Origin of the sequence: Streptomyces sp. LaBMicrA B280 (assembly GCF_049222185.1) — a bacterium.
GTDB classification, from domain to species: Bacteria; Actinomycetota; Actinomycetes; order Streptomycetales; family Streptomycetaceae; genus Streptomyces; species Streptomyces murinus.
Window position 1 is genome coordinate 100,492 of sequence record NZ_JBMJCT010000008.1, and the last position, 17,515, is coordinate 118,006.

At 70.5% G+C, this 17,515-nt stretch carries 17 protein-coding genes; 10 read left to right on the top strand and 7 right to left on the bottom strand.

Annotation, left to right across the window (positions count from 1 at the left end; all coding sequences use genetic code 11):
* Window positions 1-43: 43 nt before the first annotated feature.
* A complete protein-coding gene (locus ACLF5H_RS08205) occupies window positions 44-1,234 on the top strand; it encodes an extracellular solute-binding protein (protein WP_421675388.1) in 1,191 nt (396 codons plus the stop codon).
* 9 nt (window positions 1,235-1,243) lie between these two features.
* Entirely contained in the window at window positions 1,244-1,708 is a 465-nt protein-coding gene (locus ACLF5H_RS08210) for a hypothetical protein (RefSeq protein WP_421675389.1), read from the top strand.
* On the opposite strand, the gene ACLF5H_RS08215 is transcribed toward ACLF5H_RS08210, so the two are convergent.
* The 4 genes from ACLF5H_RS08215 to ACLF5H_RS08230 are packed head-to-tail and all read right to left on the bottom strand — an operon-like array spanning window position 1,692 to window position 5,804.
* Window positions 1,692-2,567 (bottom strand): carbohydrate ABC transporter permease, encoded by an 876-nt coding sequence (locus tag ACLF5H_RS08215; protein ID WP_421675390.1) that lies wholly within the window; start codon window positions 2,565-2,567, stop codon window positions 1,692-1,694. The genes ACLF5H_RS08210 and ACLF5H_RS08215 overlap by 17 nt on opposite strands.
* Window positions 2,564-3,517 (bottom strand): carbohydrate ABC transporter permease, encoded by a 954-nt coding sequence (locus ACLF5H_RS08220; RefSeq protein ID WP_421675391.1) that lies wholly within the window; start codon window positions 3,515-3,517, stop codon window positions 2,564-2,566. Before ACLF5H_RS08220 ends, ACLF5H_RS08215 begins: the two co-directional genes overlap by 4 nt.
* Window positions 3,514-4,830, bottom strand: a complete 1,317-nt coding sequence (locus tag ACLF5H_RS08225) for an extracellular solute-binding protein (RefSeq protein ID WP_421675392.1) — start codon at window positions 4,828-4,830, stop codon at window positions 3,514-3,516. The genes ACLF5H_RS08220 and ACLF5H_RS08225 overlap by 4 nt, the downstream gene beginning before the upstream one ends.
* On the bottom strand, window positions 4,827-5,804 hold the full coding sequence (locus tag ACLF5H_RS08230; protein ID WP_421675393.1) for a GNAT family N-acetyltransferase: 978 nt from the start codon (window positions 5,802-5,804) through the stop codon (window positions 4,827-4,829). The genes ACLF5H_RS08225 and ACLF5H_RS08230 overlap by 4 nt, the downstream gene beginning before the upstream one ends.
* 168 nt (window positions 5,805-5,972) lie before the next feature.
* On the opposite strand from ACLF5H_RS08230, the gene ACLF5H_RS08235 reads away from it, so the two are divergent.
* Window positions 5,973-6,467, top strand: coding sequence for a hypothetical protein (locus tag ACLF5H_RS08235; RefSeq protein ID WP_421675394.1), 495 nt, complete (start codon window positions 5,973-5,975; stop codon window positions 6,465-6,467).
* On the opposite strand, the gene ACLF5H_RS08240 is transcribed toward ACLF5H_RS08235, so the two are convergent.
* Window positions 6,464-7,147, bottom strand: a complete 684-nt coding sequence (locus ACLF5H_RS08240; RefSeq protein WP_421675395.1) for a glycerophosphodiester phosphodiesterase — start codon at window positions 7,145-7,147, stop codon at window positions 6,464-6,466. The two genes, ACLF5H_RS08235 and ACLF5H_RS08240, sit on opposite strands and share 4 nt — an antisense overlap.
* Window positions 7,148-7,179: 32 nt before the next feature.
* The gene (locus tag ACLF5H_RS08245; RefSeq protein ID WP_421675396.1) at window positions 7,180-8,247 is read right to left on the bottom strand and encodes an adenosine deaminase; all 1,068 of its coding nucleotides are present in this window, start codon (window positions 8,245-8,247) and stop codon (window positions 7,180-7,182) included.
* Between the two features lie 329 nt (window positions 8,248-8,576).
* On the opposite strand from ACLF5H_RS08245, the gene ACLF5H_RS08250 reads away from it, so the two are divergent.
* Window positions 8,577-9,359: a DUF4190 domain-containing protein gene (locus tag ACLF5H_RS08250; protein ID WP_421675397.1), complete on the top strand. Its 783-nt coding sequence runs from the start codon at window positions 8,577-8,579 to the stop codon at window positions 9,357-9,359.
* A gap of 26 nt (window positions 9,360-9,385) precedes the next feature.
* On the opposite strand, the gene ACLF5H_RS08255 is transcribed toward ACLF5H_RS08250, so the two are convergent.
* Window positions 9,386-9,943, bottom strand: coding sequence for an NADAR family protein (locus ACLF5H_RS08255; RefSeq protein ID WP_421675398.1), 558 nt, complete (start codon window positions 9,941-9,943; stop codon window positions 9,386-9,388).
* 209 nt (window positions 9,944-10,152) lie between these two features.
* On the opposite strand from ACLF5H_RS08255, the gene ACLF5H_RS08260 reads away from it, so the two are divergent.
* The 6 genes from ACLF5H_RS08260 (at window position 10,153) to ACLF5H_RS08285 (ending at window position 17,395) form a co-directional block, all read left to right on the top strand.
* Entirely contained in the window at window positions 10,153-11,688 is a 1,536-nt protein-coding gene (locus ACLF5H_RS08260; RefSeq protein ID WP_421675399.1) for a gamma-aminobutyraldehyde dehydrogenase, read from the top strand.
* 106 nt (window positions 11,689-11,794) lie between these two features.
* Window positions 11,795-13,042: an ABC transporter substrate-binding protein gene (locus ACLF5H_RS08265; RefSeq protein ID WP_421675400.1), complete on the top strand. Its 1,248-nt coding sequence runs from the start codon at window positions 11,795-11,797 to the stop codon at window positions 13,040-13,042.
* Window positions 13,043-13,050: 8 nt separating this feature from the next.
* Window positions 13,051-14,196: an ABC transporter ATP-binding protein gene (locus tag ACLF5H_RS08270; RefSeq protein WP_421675401.1), complete on the top strand. Its 1,146-nt coding sequence runs from the start codon at window positions 13,051-13,053 to the stop codon at window positions 14,194-14,196.
* Window positions 14,196-15,125 carry an ABC transporter permease gene (locus ACLF5H_RS08275; RefSeq protein WP_421675402.1) on the top strand — a complete coding sequence of 310 codons (930 nt, stop codon included), beginning with the start codon at window positions 14,196-14,198 and terminating at the stop codon, window positions 15,123-15,125. The genes ACLF5H_RS08270 and ACLF5H_RS08275 overlap by 1 nt, the downstream gene beginning before the upstream one ends.
* Complete coding sequence (locus ACLF5H_RS08280; protein WP_421675403.1) at window positions 15,126-15,926, top strand: ABC transporter permease; 801 nt, start codon at window positions 15,126-15,128, stop codon at window positions 15,924-15,926.
* 38 nt (window positions 15,927-15,964) lie between these two features.
* Window positions 15,965-17,395: an NAD(P)/FAD-dependent oxidoreductase gene (locus ACLF5H_RS08285; RefSeq protein ID WP_421675404.1), complete on the top strand. Its 1,431-nt coding sequence runs from the start codon at window positions 15,965-15,967 to the stop codon at window positions 17,393-17,395.
* The last annotated feature ends 120 nt before the right edge of the window (window positions 17,396-17,515 follow it).

A 17,515-nucleotide genomic window follows, 5' to 3' on the forward strand; every position in this document is an offset into this window, starting at 1 on the left:
GCGTCGATTGTGTGCCCGGACGGGGGAGCGGCATCCTTCCGGGGTGCCCCAGACTTCTTCGCGTACGACCGTGTCCCGCCGTTCCCTGCTGCGCGCGCTCGGCGGCACCGCCGCGCTCGGCGCGCTGGCCGGCTGTGGAGTGCCCGCCGCCTACGTCCGGGCAGGCGATCGCTCGGTGAGCGACGTCTCCGCCACCGATCACCGGCTGACCTGGGCGAACTGGCCGCTGTACATCGACACCGACGACAAGAACCCGAACCGTCGGCCCACCCTCGACGCGTTCGAGAAGCGCACCGGGATACGGGTGGAGTACGCCGAGGAGATCAACGACAACGACGAGTTCTTCGGCAAGATCAGCCCCGCGCTGATGAACCACCAGTCCACCGGGCGCGATCTGATCGTCATCAGCGACTGGATGTGCGCCCGGTTCGTACGGCTGGGCTGGGTGCAGGAGATGGACCGCGCGCACCAGCCGAACGTGGCGAGGTACCTCGACCCGCTGCTGCGCACGCCCGCCTTCGACAAGGGCCGCAGGTACACCGTGCCGTGGCAGTCCGGGATCACCGGCATCGCCTACAACCGCAAGAAGCTCGGCCGCGAGATCCGTGCGGTCAAGGACCTCTGGGCGCCCGGCCTCAAGGGCCGGGTCACCCTCCTGTCCGGCCTGGACGAGTCCTTCGCGCTGCTGATGCAGGGCAACGGCGTGGACGTCACCAAGTGGACCGCGCACGACTTCCACACCATGTGCGACGAGGTGGAACGGCAGGTCCGCCGGGGCCAGATCCGCCGCTTCACCGGTAACGACTACACCAAGGACCTGGTCAGCGGCGACGTCCTGGCCTGCCAGGCGTACTCGGGCGACGTCATCCAGCTCCAGGCGGACAACCCCGACATCCGCTTCGTCGTCCCCGAGGAGGGCGCCGAGCTGTGGTCGGACTCCCTGATGATCCCCGACCGGGCCGATCACAAGGCCAACGCCGAGCGGCTGGTCGACTACTACTACCAGCCCGAGGTCGCCGCGAAGCTGGCCGCCTGGGTCAACTACGTCTGCCCGGTCCCGGCCGCCAAGGACGTCCTGGCCGATGCCGCCGACAAGGACACCGCGGCCCTCGCCGACAACCCCCTGATCTTCCCCGACTCCACGATGCGCTCCCGTCTCGCCATCGCCCGCGACATCACCTCCGTGGAACGCGTGGAGTTCGCCCGCCGCTGGAACCAGATCGTGGGGCTGTGAGGGACACGGATGCGACACGTCACCGCCGTCTGGCAGGACCACGGGTTCTTCCTGGATCCCCGGGCGTACCTGGCGGAACTTCCGAAGATCCGCGCTGAACTGCCGCCCGGCGCGCGGGACTTCGCCTGCGACCCCGGGCATTACGACATCCCGGGCGCCACCCGCTGTGTGAAGGACCTGGAGCTGTCCGGGATCCACCTCGCCACCGACAAGAGCGGCACACTGGTGCTGGAGTTCGCGCCGAACCGGTGGAAGCACGAGGAGGGGCTGCGCATCACCTACTCGGGCGTGCGGCACTTCGCCGTCGACCACCACCGCTCCATCGACTGGCTGCTCGTCGACACCGTGCTGCTGGACGAGATCCTCCCGGACGGGGACGGCGGGTGTACGCACGAGATCGCGCTCACCGACGCCTCGATCACCGTCCGCTGCGCGGATCTGGAGGCGCGCTGGTGCCTCACTTCAGACCGCTGAGCAGCACGCCCCGGATGTAGTGCTTCTGGAGCAGCAGGAAGAGGGCGAGGACCGGGAGGATGCTCAGGACCAGGGCGGCCATGACGACCGGCATGGTGCGGGTGGGGTCGACGTAGTCCTGGAGGAGCTGGATGCCGACCGGGAGGGTCATCACGTCCGGGTCGGCGGTGGAGATCAGCAGGGCCCAGATGTACTCGTTCCAGGCGTCCACGAAGGTCAGCAGGGCCAGCGTGACGAGGACCGGTTTGGTCTGGGGGAGGACGATGCGCCACCAGAGGGTGAACTCGCCCGCGCCGTCCAGACGGGCGGCCTCCAGGATCTCGTCCGGGACGGAGACCATGAACTGCCGCATCAGGAAGATCCCGAACCCGTTGACGAGGAACGGCATCGCGAGCGCCACGATGCTGACGGTCAGCCCCGCGCCGCCCCGCCCGAGCAGATCGTTGCCGCCCGCCAGCGGCCAGTGCACCAGGATCAGGAAGTGCGGGATGAAGAAGAGGAACGGCGGGAACATCATCGTGGCCAGCACCAGCCGGAAGATGAAGTCCCGCCCCCGGAACCGCAGTTTGGCGAGCGCGTACCCGGCGAGCGATGACGTCAGCAGCACCGAACCGGTGATCAGCGCCGTCGCGGTGACGCTGTTGCGGAACAGCACCGGGAGGTCCAACTGGTCGAGTGCCGCGCGGTAGTTGCCGAAGCCGAACCCTTCGGGGAGGAAGCGGTACGGCAGCCTCCCCGACTCGCCCGGCCCCTTGAAGGACGTCATCACCATGTCGAGGAACGGCACCACCATGAGCACGGCACCGGACAGGACCAGGAGGTACGACACCCACGGCACCCGCTTGCGACGACGGCTCACGCGTCCTCCCCCTTGCGCCGGAACACCCACAACTGCGCCAGCGTGATCACCAGCACCACCACGAACAGCACGAACGCGGCCGCGCTCGCCGTGCCCCAGTCGCCGTACGAGAACGCCTGCCGGTACATCTCCAGCGCCGCCACCGCCGTCGCGTCACCGGGACCGCCCTTGGTCATCACCGTGATCAGCGCGAACGACTGGAGCCCGGTGAGGAATTGGGTGACGCACACGAACAGCAGCGAGGGCCGCAGCAACGGCAGCGTGATCTTCCGGAAGACCGTGCCGGTACCGGCGCCGTCCAGCTCCGCGGCCTCGTAGTACGAGCGCGGGATCGACTTCAGCCCCGCCGTGAGGACGAGGATCGCCGACCCCGCCGAGGCCCACGCCTGGACGACCACCACCGCGGGCAGCGCCGTGTGCGGATCCTGGAGGAAGGCGACCGAGCCGAGCCCGAGGGCGTTCAGCGCGCCGTTGACGAGGCCGCCCGGCTCGTACATGTACTTCCACACATTGCCGACGGCGACCACGGTCGTGACCATCGGCAGGAAGTACAGCGTCCGCCACAGCCCCTGGAACCGCAGCCGGTCGACGCAGGTGGCGACGAGCACCGAGCCACCGAGCGCGAGGACCACCGTGCCCAGCGCGAACAGCACCGTGTTGGTGAGGACCGGCGCCAGAAACGTCGATCCCCGGGCGAACAGCGCCGTGAAGTTGGCCGGGCCGACCGGTCGGATGTCCCCGAGATCGAACCCGGACCAGCGCGACATCGACAGCAGCAGCGCGAAGCCGAGCGGCAGCACGAGGAAGACCGCGAAGAACAGCAGGACCGGGGCCAGGAAGAGATAGGCGACCACCGTCTGACGGCGGCGGGCGCGCGCGGCGAGACCGGGGCCCGGCGGCCGTACGCGGGCCGCGGGATCTCCGGCCCGCTCCGGGGCGAGCGTGTTCACCACAGCCGCGACACCTCCTGATCGACCTGCCGGCGCGTACGGCGCAGCGCCTCCTCGACCGACTGCTGACCGGTCCACAGCGCCTCGATATTGGCGCGCAGCAGCGTCTTCGCCTGCTGCGCGCCCGGCATGTTCGGCTCCGGCACCGCGTACGCCAGCGCGTCCAGGAACGGCCGCAGATTCGGGTCCCCGTCCCTGCCGAGCAGCGCCCGCATGTCGTCGGCCCGGCCGGTGAGCGAGCCGACCGACACCTGGAGGGCGCTCATGCGGGTCACGCCCTTCGCGCCGGTCCGCTCCGCGTTGAGCCAGCGCAGGAACTCCCAGGCCTCGCGCGGGAATCGGCTGGCCGCGTTGACCCCGAGCAGAAACCCGGTGGAGAGCGTGGCGGGCCCCTCGCCCGCGCGGGGGACGGGCACGGGGGCGACGCCGACCTCTCGGTAGCCCGCGCCCATCAGCGGCTTCAGACTGCCGGTCCACCAGCCCGCACTGATCACCATGGCCACCTGCCCGGCGGGGAACGCCTGGTAGACATTGACGCCGGGGGCGCTCGCCCCCTTGGCCACCAGACGGTGCTCCAGCTCGAACACCGCCCGCCCGGCCGCCGAGTCGATCGCGGTGCCCCGGCCGTCCGCGCGCACGAAGGTGCCCCCGGCCGCGTTCAGCAGCGCGAGGGTCTGGCCGACGGTGGTGGAGTCGTCGTACGAGGAGAGACCGAACCCCTGCACCAGCGTGTTGCCGTACCGGTCCCGGCGCGTGGTGCGCTCGGCCGCGTCGGTCAACTCCGGCCAGGTGCGCGGCGGTCGGGGGACGCCGGCCGCGCGCAGCAGCCGTGCGTTGTAGTAGAGGGCGTACGTCTGCGTCTCGGTGGGATAGCCGTAGACGCGGCCTCCGACCGACGCTGCGGCGACCGCGGCCGCGCTGTAGCCGCGCCGGATCTCCGCCGTGTGCTCGGGCGGGGCGGGCCGCAGCACCCCGGCCCGGACGAGCTGGCCGGTCCACAGGCAGTACGGCTGGATGATGTCGGCGCCCTGTCCCGCCGCCTGCCGGACCATGAACGTGGTCAGCAGATCGGTGAACTCCACCGCTTTCGTACGGACCTTGACCCGGTCGTGCGTGGCGTTCCACTCGTCCACCGGGTCCTGGAGCGCCTTCTTCAGCACCCCGCTGGAATAGTGCGAGAGCAGGGTGAGCACGATCGGGTCCCCGGGTCGGCCGGTGCCCTGGCGCGGTGCCGCGCAGCCCGCGGTGAGCAGGGCGGCGGGGAGCGCGAGCGCGAAGTGCCGCCGGTTCGGGCCGCCTTGGGCCCGCGTCATCGGGCGCTCTCCCGGCGCAGCACCCGGAACACCCGGGTCGTGCGGAACCCGGCGGCGCGGTAGAGATGGCCCGCCGGTGACCGCTCGCCGGTCCACAGGAACCACGCCCCGTGCGCGCCGCGCGCCCGCATCCGGGCCAGCACCAGGTGGAGCAGGACCTTGCCGAGCCCGGTGCCGCGCATCTCCGCGAGCACCCCGAACGGCCCGAACCGCTCGACGGCCGACTCGTACGCCCCGTGCATCGCCCACCCCACCAGCCGCCCCCCGGGCTCCCGGACGACGACGATCCGGTCCGACGGGGCCCCGCCCGCCAGGCATTCCCGGATCACGCGCGCCCAGTCCGGGGTGAACCGGTCCCCGGCGAGCGCGATCAGCTCCACCAGGTCGTCGTCGGCCGGAGTGCCGAACCGGTAGCCCTGGGCGGTGAGTTCGTCCGCGCGTCGCGCGACGGCGTCCGGCATCCGGTGGCCGACGAGCGAGCGGTCCATCGCGGCCGCCTCGTACCGCGTCCGGAACCCGAGCGAGTCGAGGAGCTTCGCCGCCTGCGGATAGGTCTCGGCGTCCAGGCCGGGGAGGATGTAGTGCGGGGTGTAGGAGGAGAAGTCCACGCTGGTACGGCCCTGTGCGCGCAGCCAGTCCAGGGCGTCCGTCAGCAGCAGGCGGCCGAGACCCTGCCCGCGGGCGGCGGGGTCGACGAAGAAGAACGGGATCCAGCCCTGCTCCGGCTCCAGGTCGGTGCCGTGCGTCGGGATCAGCCGCCGCACCGCGTAGGCGGCGCCGAGGACGCGCCCGTCGGCCACGGCGACCCGGAGCCCGGCGGGGTCGAAGTTGGCGTCGAGCAGCACGAGGGTGCGGAAGCGGTCCGGGGTGATCGGATCGGCCGGCGCGCTCCGGCACCAGGCGGCCACGAGCGGCGGCCCGTCACCGGCCCGGAACCCTCGGATCTCCCTGCTGCCGACCGGAGTTGATGACATCGACGGATCCGTCCTTCCCGGCGGGGCGCCCGGCGACCACCTCTCGAAACGGTGGTCCGAAATGTACAGGCATAGGGGGGAGTGGGGCGTGATTGGCGGCCGGTCAGGCTCTCGGCGATCGCGCCCCTTGGGTTTTGAACGCGTTCAATTCAGGGCTACGCTCTACCCATGAGCGACAGAGCCGCCCTGGTGAAGGGCATTCGCCGCTGGCTGGTCTTCTTCGTGGTGTGCCTGGTGCTGAGCGGCGCCACGGCCTTTCCGCTGGTGCATGAACTGCGCTGGACGGAGGGCGTGTTGCGGGCGCTGGGGGTGCCGGATCTGCTGCCCGGCCTGATGGACTGGATCACGCGGGTGCGGGACGGGCTCGACGCCGTCGACGCGAAGTACCCGTTCGTCCTCTACGGCACCGACTGGCTGGCGTTCGCCCATCTCGTCATCGCCGTCGCCTTCTACGGCCCGTACCGCGACCCGGTGCGCAACATCTGGGTGATCGAGTTCGGCATGATCGCCTGCGCCGGCATAGTCCCGCTCGCCCTCGTCTGCGGCCCGATCCGCGGCATCCCGTTCTGGTGGAGCCTGATCGACATGTCCTTCGGCGTCTTCGGGATCGTCCCGCTGTACGTCGTCCGCGCGAAGATCAAGCGCCTTGAGGCGCTGGCCTAACGGGAGCGCAGATCGTGCAGCGCGTCGATGCGGTTCGTGGTGATCGAGTCGACGCCCAGGGCCATCAGGCGGCGCAGCGAGCGTCGGGTGTCCGGGGTCCACACGGAGACGAGCCGACCGGCGCGGTGCACCTGGGCGATCAGGTCGTGGTCGACCAGGGAGAAGCGGTAGTTGAGCCAGCGGGGGTTGATCGCGGCCAGCAGGGCGGGGCGGGGCGGGGCCAGGGTCGTCCAGGTCAGCGCGATCTCCGCGGCCGGGTCGGCGGCGCGCACGGTGAGCATCGTCTCGGCGCCCGCGCTGTAGTACACCCGGTCCCCGGCCCCGCTCTGCCGGACCACGTCGAGGATCCGCTCCATCGTCCGCCGCGTCACCCGCCCGCACAGATCCACCATCACCCGGCTGTCACCGGTCACCGCGAGCGCCTCGGCCAGCGTCGGCACCCCGCCGTCGGTGAGCCCGCGCACCTCCTCGGCGGACAGCGCGCTCAGCGGCCGTGCCACCTCCCACAGCCGTTCGAGCGTGTCGTCGTGCAGCAGCACGGGCACCCCGTCACGGGTGAGCCGGACATCGAACTCCACGGCGTCCGCGCCCCGGTCGAGACCGGAGCGCAGCGAGTCGAGGGTGTTCTCACGGAAGCGGTAGGGGTCGCCGCGATGAGCCACGGCGGTCACGGTCTGCATGGTCCCCATTGTGGTGCGGATCGTGGTGTGCCTCAGCCGGCGGGCCGGTCGGCGGTGTACGTGTCGATCTCCGCCGCGAGCCGCGCCTTGCCCGCCGGGTCCAGGAAGGACGCCTCGACCGCGTTCTTGGCGAGGTCCGCGACGCCGCGCTCGTCCAGGTCGAGGAGGCGGGCGGCCACCGCGTACTCGTTGTTGAGGTCGGTGCCGAACATCGGCGGGTCGTCGGAGTTGATCGTGATCAGCACCCCGGCCTGCTGGAACTGCCTGATCGGGTGCTCGTCCAGGGTGCGCACCGCGCGGGTGGCGATATTGGAGGTCGGGCAGACCTCCAGCGGGATGCGCCGCTCGGCGAGGTGCGCGAGCAGCGCCGGGTCCTGCGCGGAGCTGGTGCCGTGTCCGATGCGCTCGGCGCCCAGCTCGTTCAGCGCGTCCCACACCGACTGGGGGCCCGTGGTCTCGCCGGAGTGCGGGACCGAGCGCAGTCCGGCCGCGATGGCCTGGTCGAAGAACGGCTTGAACTGCGGGCGGGGCACGCCGATCTCGGGCCCGCCGAGCCCGAACGACACCAGGCCCTCCGGCCGGATCCGGTCGTCGGTGGCGAGCCGCACGGTCTCTTCCGCCGACTGGAGCCCGGCCTCCCCGGGGATGTCGAAGCACCAGCGCAGCACCGTGCCGAACTCGGCCTCCGCGCTCTTGCGGGCGTCCTCGATCGCCTCCATGAAGGCGCGCTCGTCGATGCCGCGCCGGGTGGAGGAGAACGGGGTGAGGGTCAGCTCGGCGTAGCGCACCTGCTGGCGGGCCAGGTCGCGGGCCACCTCGTAGGTGAGCAGCCGGACGTCCTCCGGGGTGCGGATCAGGTCCACCACCGACAGATACACCTCGATGAAGTGCGCGAAGTCGGTGAAGGTGAAGTACTCGGCGAGGGCCTCGGGGTCGCTGGGCACCTTGGAGTCGCGGTGGCGTGCGGCCAGTTCCGAGACGATGCGGGGGGAGGCGGAGCCCACGTGGTGGACGTGCAGTTCGGCCTTGGGCAGTCCGGCGATGAACGCGCGCAGGTCGCGGTCGGCGGAGCCGGTGGCGGGTACGGAACTGTCGGACAAGGGGGCCTCCCCGGGCGGGGCGCCGACAGGCCCTCACGGGCGCGGCGCGGGTGATCGGCTGATCGTCAGAGGACATCGTAGGCGGGTGGGGGCGCGGCCCGGCCGGGGGGAGGGCCGCGCGGATGCTGGGTGGGAACGGGTGGCGCGGGGTGGAGGAACCGTGCGGCCGGGGTGGGCGCGGGGCAGGGGCGGCGGGCGCCGGACGGGGAGGGGCCGGACGAGCGGTGCGGCCGGGCTCCGCTCCGCCGCCGGGACGGCGGGACCGGCCGGTCGGGGCGGGTCGGGGAGGCCGTAGCATGGCGGGACGAACGACCGAGGGGGAAGTACGCGTGTCAGACGGAACGCAGTCGAGTGGCGCGGCCGGCGGCGGCCATGACCCGTGGGCGCCGCCCGAGCCGGGCCTGTCGCTGAACAAGGACCAGCCCGCCGCGCCCGGTGCGGGACAGCCCCCGGCGCAGCCGCCGTCCGTGCACGAGCAGGCCACCGTGACCGACCTGCCCCCGTCGGTCAGTTTCCCAGTGCTCGTCACGGAGTTGAGGCCGTTTCCTCCGGGCTGTCCGCCTCGGTCCCGGCCTGCGGTGGTTCCGGTGCTTGGCGCAGCAGGGTCGTCAGGAGGCGGGATCTCCCCCGGCACGGGTGAGCCGGTGCCGCCCCCGCCGATCGCGCCCACCGGCCCCGGCGTGCCCCCGGTGTCCGCGCCGCCCGCGGGTGGCTACGGCTACCCCGGCTACCCGGCCGGCGGCGGCTACGGCTGGACCGGTGTGCCGATGACCCCGCAGAACGGCATGGGCACCGCGGCGATGGTGCTCGGCATCCTCTCGATCTGCCTGTTCTGCCTGTACGGCGTCGCCTCCGTGATCCTGGGCATCCTCGCGGTGGTCTTCGGCGTCAAGGGACGGCGCCGGGCCGAGCGCGGCGAGGCGACCAACCACGGCCAGGCCCAGGCCGGTCTGATCATGGGCGTCATCGGGATCATCGTGGGCGTCGCCATGATCGTGCTCCTCGCGATCGGCATCACCGCCGCGATCAACGACCACGACTCCAGCCCCGATCCGTACTACGGCTCCCTGCACTCCGTCTCGGCGCCGCTGACGGTGACGGCACAGGACTGACCCCTTCACCCCTTGCCCGCCCCGGCCTAGCCCCCGGTCAGTTCCGCTCGTGCCTCCATCAGCGCGAAGCCCAGCAGGTTCAGCCCCCGCCAGCGCTCCGGGTCCAAGGCCGCCTCGCTGTCCGCCGTCAGGCCGATGCCCCACACCCGGTCCACCGGGCTCGCCTCGACCAGCATCCGCTCGCCCGTGTTCACCAGGAACGCGCGCAGCGCGGGGTCGGCGGCGAACTTGTGGACGCTGCCCTCGACCACGATCCGGAACCGCTCCCGCTCCCATATCGCCTCGTCGAAGCCGCGGACCAGGCGGCCCGCCTTCTTGGCCTGGGCGGGATGCGCCGCGGCGAGGACATGGCGCTCCGCCTCCGCGTCGTCGAAGAGGCGGGCCTTCGCGGCCATCATCCAATGCTCCGCCGTCGCGTACCGCCTGCCGTCGACCACGAAGGGTGAGGGCCACCACTGGCTCAGACAGCTCGCGCCGATGCTGCCGTCCGGCCGGGGGCGATGGCCCCAGAAGTGCAGGTATTTGATCCGGGACCCCGCCCGGACCTCGCTGACCAGGGCTTCCAGCCCAGTGATCCTCCCCATGCACGCGAGTGTGGCACGCACCACTGACACTCCGTCCGGCTTTTCCTCGCCCGACTCGACACCTGGTCGACAGATTCCGTCGCGTAACCAAAAGGCAACAACGGAATCACTTGTTGGAGGCTTATAGCTCTGTCAGGATCGGCACTCAAATCGAGCTGGAGCTACGCCACCCACCCCCGGGACGGGGGTCATCGGCGGAGGAGAGCGACATGCACAACCCGGGCACCGCCAGCCAGGAACGATTTCCCGCAGCGGACCGTTTCGCGGAAGGCGCTCAGTTCATCGCCGGCCGTCTGACCAAGGGCACCTCGGGGCGCCGCCACGCCGTGGTCGACCCGGCCACCGGCGACGAGGTGTACACCTACGACCTGGCCGGCACCGACGACGTCGACGCGGCCGTCGCCGCCGCGCGCGCGGCGTTCCCGGGCTGGTCCTCGGCCACCCCCGGCGAGCGCTCGGACGCCCTGCACCGCTTCGCCGCCGTGCTCGCCGAGCGCGCCGAGGACTTCGCCCGCGCGGAGTCGCTCCAGTGCGGCAAGCCGCTCAAGCTCAGCCGCGAGTTCGACGTCCCCGGGACCGTCGACAACACCGCCTTCTTCGCGGGCGCCGCCCGGCACCTCCAGGGGCAGTCCGCCGGTGAGTACTCCGGCGACCACACGTCGTACGTCCGGCGCGAGCCGATCGGTGTCGTCGGGTCCATCGCGCCCTGGAACTACCCGCTCCAGATGGCCGCCTGGAAGGTGCTCCCGGCGATCGCCGCGGGCAACACCATCGTGCTCAAGCCCGCCGAGCTGACCCCCCTGACCTCGCTGCTCTTCGCCCAGGCCGCCACCGCCGCGGGCCTCCCGGACGGCGTGCTCAACATCGTCACCGGCACCGGCAGGGAGGCCGGTGAGCACCTGGTCGGGCACGCCGACGTCGCCATGACCTCCTTCACCGGCTCCACCGGCGTCGGCAAGCGCGTCGCCGAGGTCGCCACCGCCACCGTCAAGCGGCTCCACCTGGAGCTGGGCGGCAAGGCCCCGTTCGTCGTGTTCGACGACGCCGACCTGGACGCCGCCGTCAACGGGGCCGTGGCCGGCGCTCTCATCAACACCGGCCAGGACTGCACCGCCGCCACCCGCGCCTATGTCCAGCGGCCGCTGTACGAGGCGTTCGTGGAGCGCACCGCCGCCCTGATGGAGACCGTGCGGCTCGGCGACCCGTTCGCCCCCGGCACCGACCTCGGGCCGCTCATCTCGCACGCCCAGCGCGACCGCGTCGCCGGTTTCGTGGACCGCGCCCGCGCCTACGCCCGCGTGGTCACCGGCGGCGAGGCCCCCGGCGGCGACCTGGCCAAGGGCGCCTACTACCGGCCCACCCTCATCGCAGGCGCCGCCCAGGACAGCGAGATCGTCCAGTCCGAGATCTTCGGACCCGTACTGGTCGTCCTGCCCTTCGACACCGACGACGAGGGCATCCGGCTCGCCAACGACACCCCCTACGGCCTCGCCGCCTCCGCCTGGAGCGGCAGCGTCTACCGGGCCAACCGCGCCACCCGCGACATCAAGGCGGGCTGCGTGTGGATCAACGATCACATCCCGATCATCAGCGAGATGCCGCACGGAGGCTACAAGGCCTCGGGCTACGGCAAGGACATGTCGACGTATTCCTTCGAGGAGTACACGCAGGTCAAGCACGTAATGTTCGACAACACGGCGGTGGTCCGCAAGGACTGGCACCGCACGATCTTCGGGGACCGGTAGAGCGACCCCCGGCCGCGGGTCCCCCCGCCCGCGGTCCGCTTCGCCGGGTACGACGCCCGTCCCCTCCACCGGGCACCCCCTCCCCTCCCGAAAGGCCACCACGCGCATGGAGAGTTACGAGCCCGACCGCCTGACACCGGTCGAAAAGGCCGCCATACGCCGGAGTTTCCGCAGCGGCAGGGCCGCGCCGACCCGCCGTTCGCTGCTGCGCGCCGGTGCCGGTGGCGCGCTGGCGATCGGCGGACTCGGGACGCTGAGCGCCTGCGGCATCCCCGCCGCGAGCAAGAACCAGGGCGGTGTGTCCGCCGACGACCACTCGGCCACCGAGAAGATCGTCAACTTCTCCAACTGGCCCGAGTACATCGACGTGGACGACTCGGGCAAGCACCACCCCACCCTCGACGCGTTCGCCAGGCGGACCGGCGTCCAGGTCAAGTACACCGAGGACATCAACGACAACGACGAGTTCTTCGGCAAGATCCAGCCGGAGCTCGCCGCGGGCCAGGACACCGGCCGCGACCTGATCGTGCTCACCGACTGGCTGGCCGCCCGCATGATCCGGCTCGGCTACGTCCAGAAGCTGGACGCGGCCAATCTGCCGCACGCCTTCGCCAACCTCTCGGACCAGTTCCGCGACCCCGACTGGGACCCGGGCCGCGCCTACTCCTACCCCTGGCAGGGCATCTCCACCGTCATCGCCTTCAACAAGAAGGCCCTGGACGGCATCGAGGTGAAATCGGTCTCCGACCTCCTGGACAACCCCAAGCTCAAAGGCCGTGTCAGCTTCCTGACCGAGATGCGCGACACCGTCGGCATGACCCTGCTCGACCTCGGCAAGGACCCGGCGAAGGTCACCGCCGACGACTACGACGCGGCCATCGCCCGCCTTCAGAAGGCCGTCGACAAGGGCCAGATCCGCCGCTTCACCGGCAACGACTACACCTCCGACCTGGCCAAGGGCGACATCGCCGCCTGCGTCGCCTGGGGCGGCGACATCGTCCAGCTCCAGGCCGACAACCCGGACGTCGGCTACCTCATCCCGGACAGCGGCTACATGACGTCGACCGACAACCTGTTGGTCCCCAACAAGGCGCGCCACAAGACGAACGCCGAGCGGCTCATCGACTACTACTTCGAGCCCGAGCCGGCCGCCGAACTCGCCGCCTACGTCAACTACGTGAGCCCGGTCGAGGGAGTCGTTCCCTACCTCGCCAAAATCGACAAGTCGGCCGCGAGCAACCCGCTGATCGTGCCCGACAAGGCCATGCAGGCGAAGTCCCACCCCTTCCGCGCCCTGACGCAGAAGGAAGAGACCGCCTACCAGCAGAAGTTCTCCAAGCTCACAGGGGCGTGACGACCACGATGACGACAGACAACAGCGGCGACGTCCGCCTCTCCGGTATCGGCAAGACCTACGGCGCCTTCACCGCCGTACACCCGCTGGACCTCACCGTGCCGCAGGGCTCCTTCTTCGCCCTGCTCGGCGCCTCCGGCTGCGGCAAGACCACCACCCTGCGCATGATCGCGGGCCTGGAGGAGCCGACCAGCGGCACCGTGCACCTCGGCGACCAGGACGTCACCCATCTGCCGCCGTACAAGAGGCCCGTGAACACGGTCTTCCAGTCCTACGCCCTCTTCCCGCACCTCGACATCTTCGAGAACGTCGCCTTCGGTCTGCGCCGACGCGGCATCAAGAGCGTCAAGAAGCAGGTCGAGGACATGCTGGACCTGGTCCAGCTCGGCGAGCAGGCGCGCAAGAAGCCGCATCAGCTCTCCGGCGGCCAGCAGCAGCGCGTCGCCGTCGCCCGCGCGCTGATCAACCACCCCAAGGTGCTGCTCCTCGACGAGCCGCTCGGCGCCCTCGACCTCAAGCTGCGCCGCCAGATGCAGCTGGAGCTCAAGCGCATCCAGACCGAGGTCGGCATCACCTTCATCCATGTCACGCACGACCAGGAGGAGGCCATGACCATGGCCGACACGGTCGCGGTGATGAACGGCGGCCGCGTCGAACAGCTCGGCGCCCCCACCGACCTGTACGAGAACCCGCGGACCACCTTCGTCGCCAACTTCCTCGGCACCTCCAACCTGATCGAGGCCGAGGTCGACACGAAGAGCGGCGACGACATCGTGCTCAAGGCCGCCGGTGACAAGCTGGTGCTGCCCGCCGCGCGATGTAGCGCCCCCGCCCCGGCCGGCGGCAAGGTGCTGGTCGGCATCCGCCCCGAGAAGATCGCGCTCTCCCACGCCGACGACGCGGGCAGCGTCCCCGAGGGCCGCAACCGCCTCACCGGCAAGATCGCCGACGCCAGTTTCATCGGCGTCTCCACGCAGTACGTCATCGACAGCCCGGCCTGCGCCGAACTCTCGGTCTACGTCCAGAACGTCGAGCGGGACGCCCGGCTGGTCCCCGGCGCGGACGTCGTCCTGCACTGGAGCCCCGCGCACACCTTCGGCCTCGACGCGGCCCAGGCCATCGACGCGGGCACCGGGGAAGAGGTCGCCGCCTGATGTCGACGCTCACCGAGGCGCCCCCGCCGCTCGCCCCCGCCGAATCCACGGCCAAGCCCCCGCGCAAACGCGGCCGGTTCACCCCGTACTGGCTGCTGCTGCCCGGCATCCTGTGGCTGGTCGTCTTCTTCGCGCTGCCCCTCGTCTACCAGGCCAGCACGTCCGTGCAGACGGGCTCCCTGGAGGAGGGCTACAAGGTCACCTGGCACTTCGCGACCTACTGGAACGCCCTCTCCGAGTACTGGCCCCAGTTCCTGCGGTCCATCTTCTACGCCGCCGGTGCCACCGTGCTGTGCCTGCTGCTCGGCTACCCGCTGGCCTATCTGATCGCCTTCCGCGCGGGCCGCTGGCGCAACCTGATCATGATCCTGGTGATCGCGCCGTTCTTCACCAGCTTCCTGATCCGCACCCTGGCCTGGAAGACGATCCTCGCCGACAACGGCCCGGTCGTGCACGCGCTCAACTCGCTGCACATCCTGGACCTCACCAACTTCCTCGGCTGGACGGCCGGCGACCGGGTGCTGGCCACCCCGCTCGCGGTGGTGTGCGGACTGACGTACAACTTCCTGCCGTTCATGATCCTGCCGCTGTACACCTCGCTGGAGCGGATCGACGGACGGCTGCACGAGGCGGCCGGCGATCTGTACGCGAGGCCCTCGACCACCTTCCGCAAGGTGACCTTCCCGCTGTCGATGCCGGGCGTGGTCTCCGGCACGCTGCTGACCTTCATCCCGGCGGCCGGTGACTACGTCAACTCCGAACTCCTCGGCTCCACCGACACCCGCATGATCGGCAATGTGATCCAGACGCAGTTCCTGCGCATCCTGGACTATCCGACGGCGGCGGCCCTCTCCTTCATCCTCATGGCCGCGATCCTGGCCATGGTGACGATCTACATCCGCCGGTCCGGGACGGAGGACCTGGTCTAAATGCCCGTCGTCAACTGGCTCAAGCGCCATCTCGTCGTCATCGCGGGACTCTGCACCCTCGCGTATCTGCTGCTGCCCAATGTCATCGTCACGGTGTTCTCCTTCAACAAACCGAAGGGGCGCTTCAACTACCAGTGGCAGCAGTTCTCCCTGGACGCCTGGAAACAGCCGTGCGGCGTCGCCGACATGTGCAACTCGCTGTCCATCAGCCTCCAGATCGCCGTCTGGGCGACGCTGGGCGCCACCGTCCTCGGCACGATGATCTCCTTCGCGCTGGTCCGCTACCGCTTCCGCGCCCGCGGCGCCATCAACTCGCTGATCTTCCTGCCGATGGCGATGCCCGAGGTCGTCATGGCCGCCTCGCTGCTCACCCTGTTCCTCAACATGGGCGCCCAGCTGGGCTTCTGGACGATCCTGATCGCCCACATCATGTTCTGTCTGAGCTTCGTCGTCACCGCCGTCAAGGCGCGCGTGATGTCGATGGACCCGCGCCTGGAAGAGGCCGCCCGGGACCTGTACGCCGGGCCCGTGCAGACCTTCCTGCGGGTCACCCTGCCGATCGCGGCACCCGGAATCGCGGCGGGCGCGCTGCTGTCCTTCGCGCTCTCCTTCGACGATTTCATCATCACCAATTTCAACGCCGGCTCGACCGTCACCTTCCCCATGTTCGTCTGGGGCTCGGCACAGCGCGGAACGCCCGTTCAGATCAATGTGATCGGCACGGCGATGTTCCTTCTCGCGGTGCTGCTGGTGCTCGTGTCGATGCTGATCAACAATCGCCGTAACAGTCAAAAGGCGTAAGCCGAAAAGCGCGAAAAGCTCTGTAGGGAGTTGAAATCATGGCCCCAAGCGCCATGAGTCGTGGCCAAGACAACTGGATCTCCTCTCTCTCCGAAGCCCAGCCGGTCCCGTACTGGCTGGAAGACCCCGGCAGGCCGGCGCCCGAGCCCGCCCTCACCGGCTCCGAGACCTGCGACCTGCTGGTCGTCGGCGGCGGCTACAGCGGACTGTGGACCGCGCTCATCGCCAAGGAGCGCGATCCGCAGCGGGATGTGGTCCTGCTGGAAGGCCGCGAGGTGGGCTGGGCCGCCTCCGGCCGCAACGGCGGCTTCTGCGCCGCCTCCCTCACCCATGGCCTGTCCAACGGGCTGACCCGCTGGCCCGGGGAGATCCACAAGCTGGAGGAGCTGGGGCGGCGCAACCTCGACGAGATCGAGGCGGCCGTCGCCCGGCACGGCATCGACTGCGAGTTCGAGCGCACCGGCGAGATCGACGTGGCCACCGAGACCTACCAGGCCGCGGAGCTGCGCGACTGGCACAAGGAACTCCAGGAGCAGGGCCTCGCGGACGGCGTCGACTTCCTGGACGAGTCCGCCCTGCGCGCCGAGGTGAACTCGCCGACCTTCAAGGCGGGGCTGTGGGACCGCCGGGGCGTCGCCATGCTGCACCCGGCGAAGCTCGCCTGGGGCCTGAAGCAGGCGTGCGTCCGGCTCGGGGTGCGGGTGTACGAGCACACGCCCGCGCTCACCCTCAAGCAGTACGGCGCCGGGATGGCCGTCCGCACCCCGTACGGCGCCGTCCGCGCCCGCAAGGTCGCGCTCGGCACCAACATCTTCCCCAGCCTGCTGCGGCGCGTGCGCTCGTACACCGTCCCGGTCTACGACTACGCGCTGATGACCGAGCCGCTGAGCGCGGAGCAGCTCGCGGAGATCGGCTGGCAGGGAAGGCAGGGACTCGGCGACAGCGCCAACCAGTTCCACTACTTCCGGCTGTCCGCCGACAACCGGATCCTGTGGGGCGGTTACGACGCCGTCCACCACTACGGCGGCCGGGTCCGGGCGGAGTACGACGACCGCCCCGAGACCTACGCCAAGCTCGCCGGGCACTTCTTCACCTGCTTCCCGCAGCTGGAGGGCACCCGCTTCACCCACGCCTGGGGCGGCGCGATCGACACCTGCTCCCGCTTCTCGGCGTTCTTCGGCACCGCCCACCAGGACAAGGTGGCCTACGCGGCGGGCTTCACCGGCCTCGGCGTCGGCGCGACCCGCTTCGGCGCGGACGTGATGCTGGACCTGCTGGACGGGGAGCGCACCGAGCGCACCGAGCTGGAGATGGTGCGCAAGCGCCCGCTGCCGTTCCCGCCGGAGCCGTTCGCCTGGACCGGTATCGCCCTCACCAAGTGGTCGCTGGCCCGCGCGGACGCCCACGGCGGCCGCCGGAACCTGTGGCTGCGCACGATGGACAAGCTGGGCCTGGGCTTCGACAGCTAGTTCGCGTGACCCAGGTCACCCCGTAAGGGTCCCGGAACCCGCGTAATGCTCCGGTACGGCCTCCCTCTCTCCCCCCGAGGCGGCGCGCTCGCGTCGCGCACCGAGGAGAGCGGGAGGCCT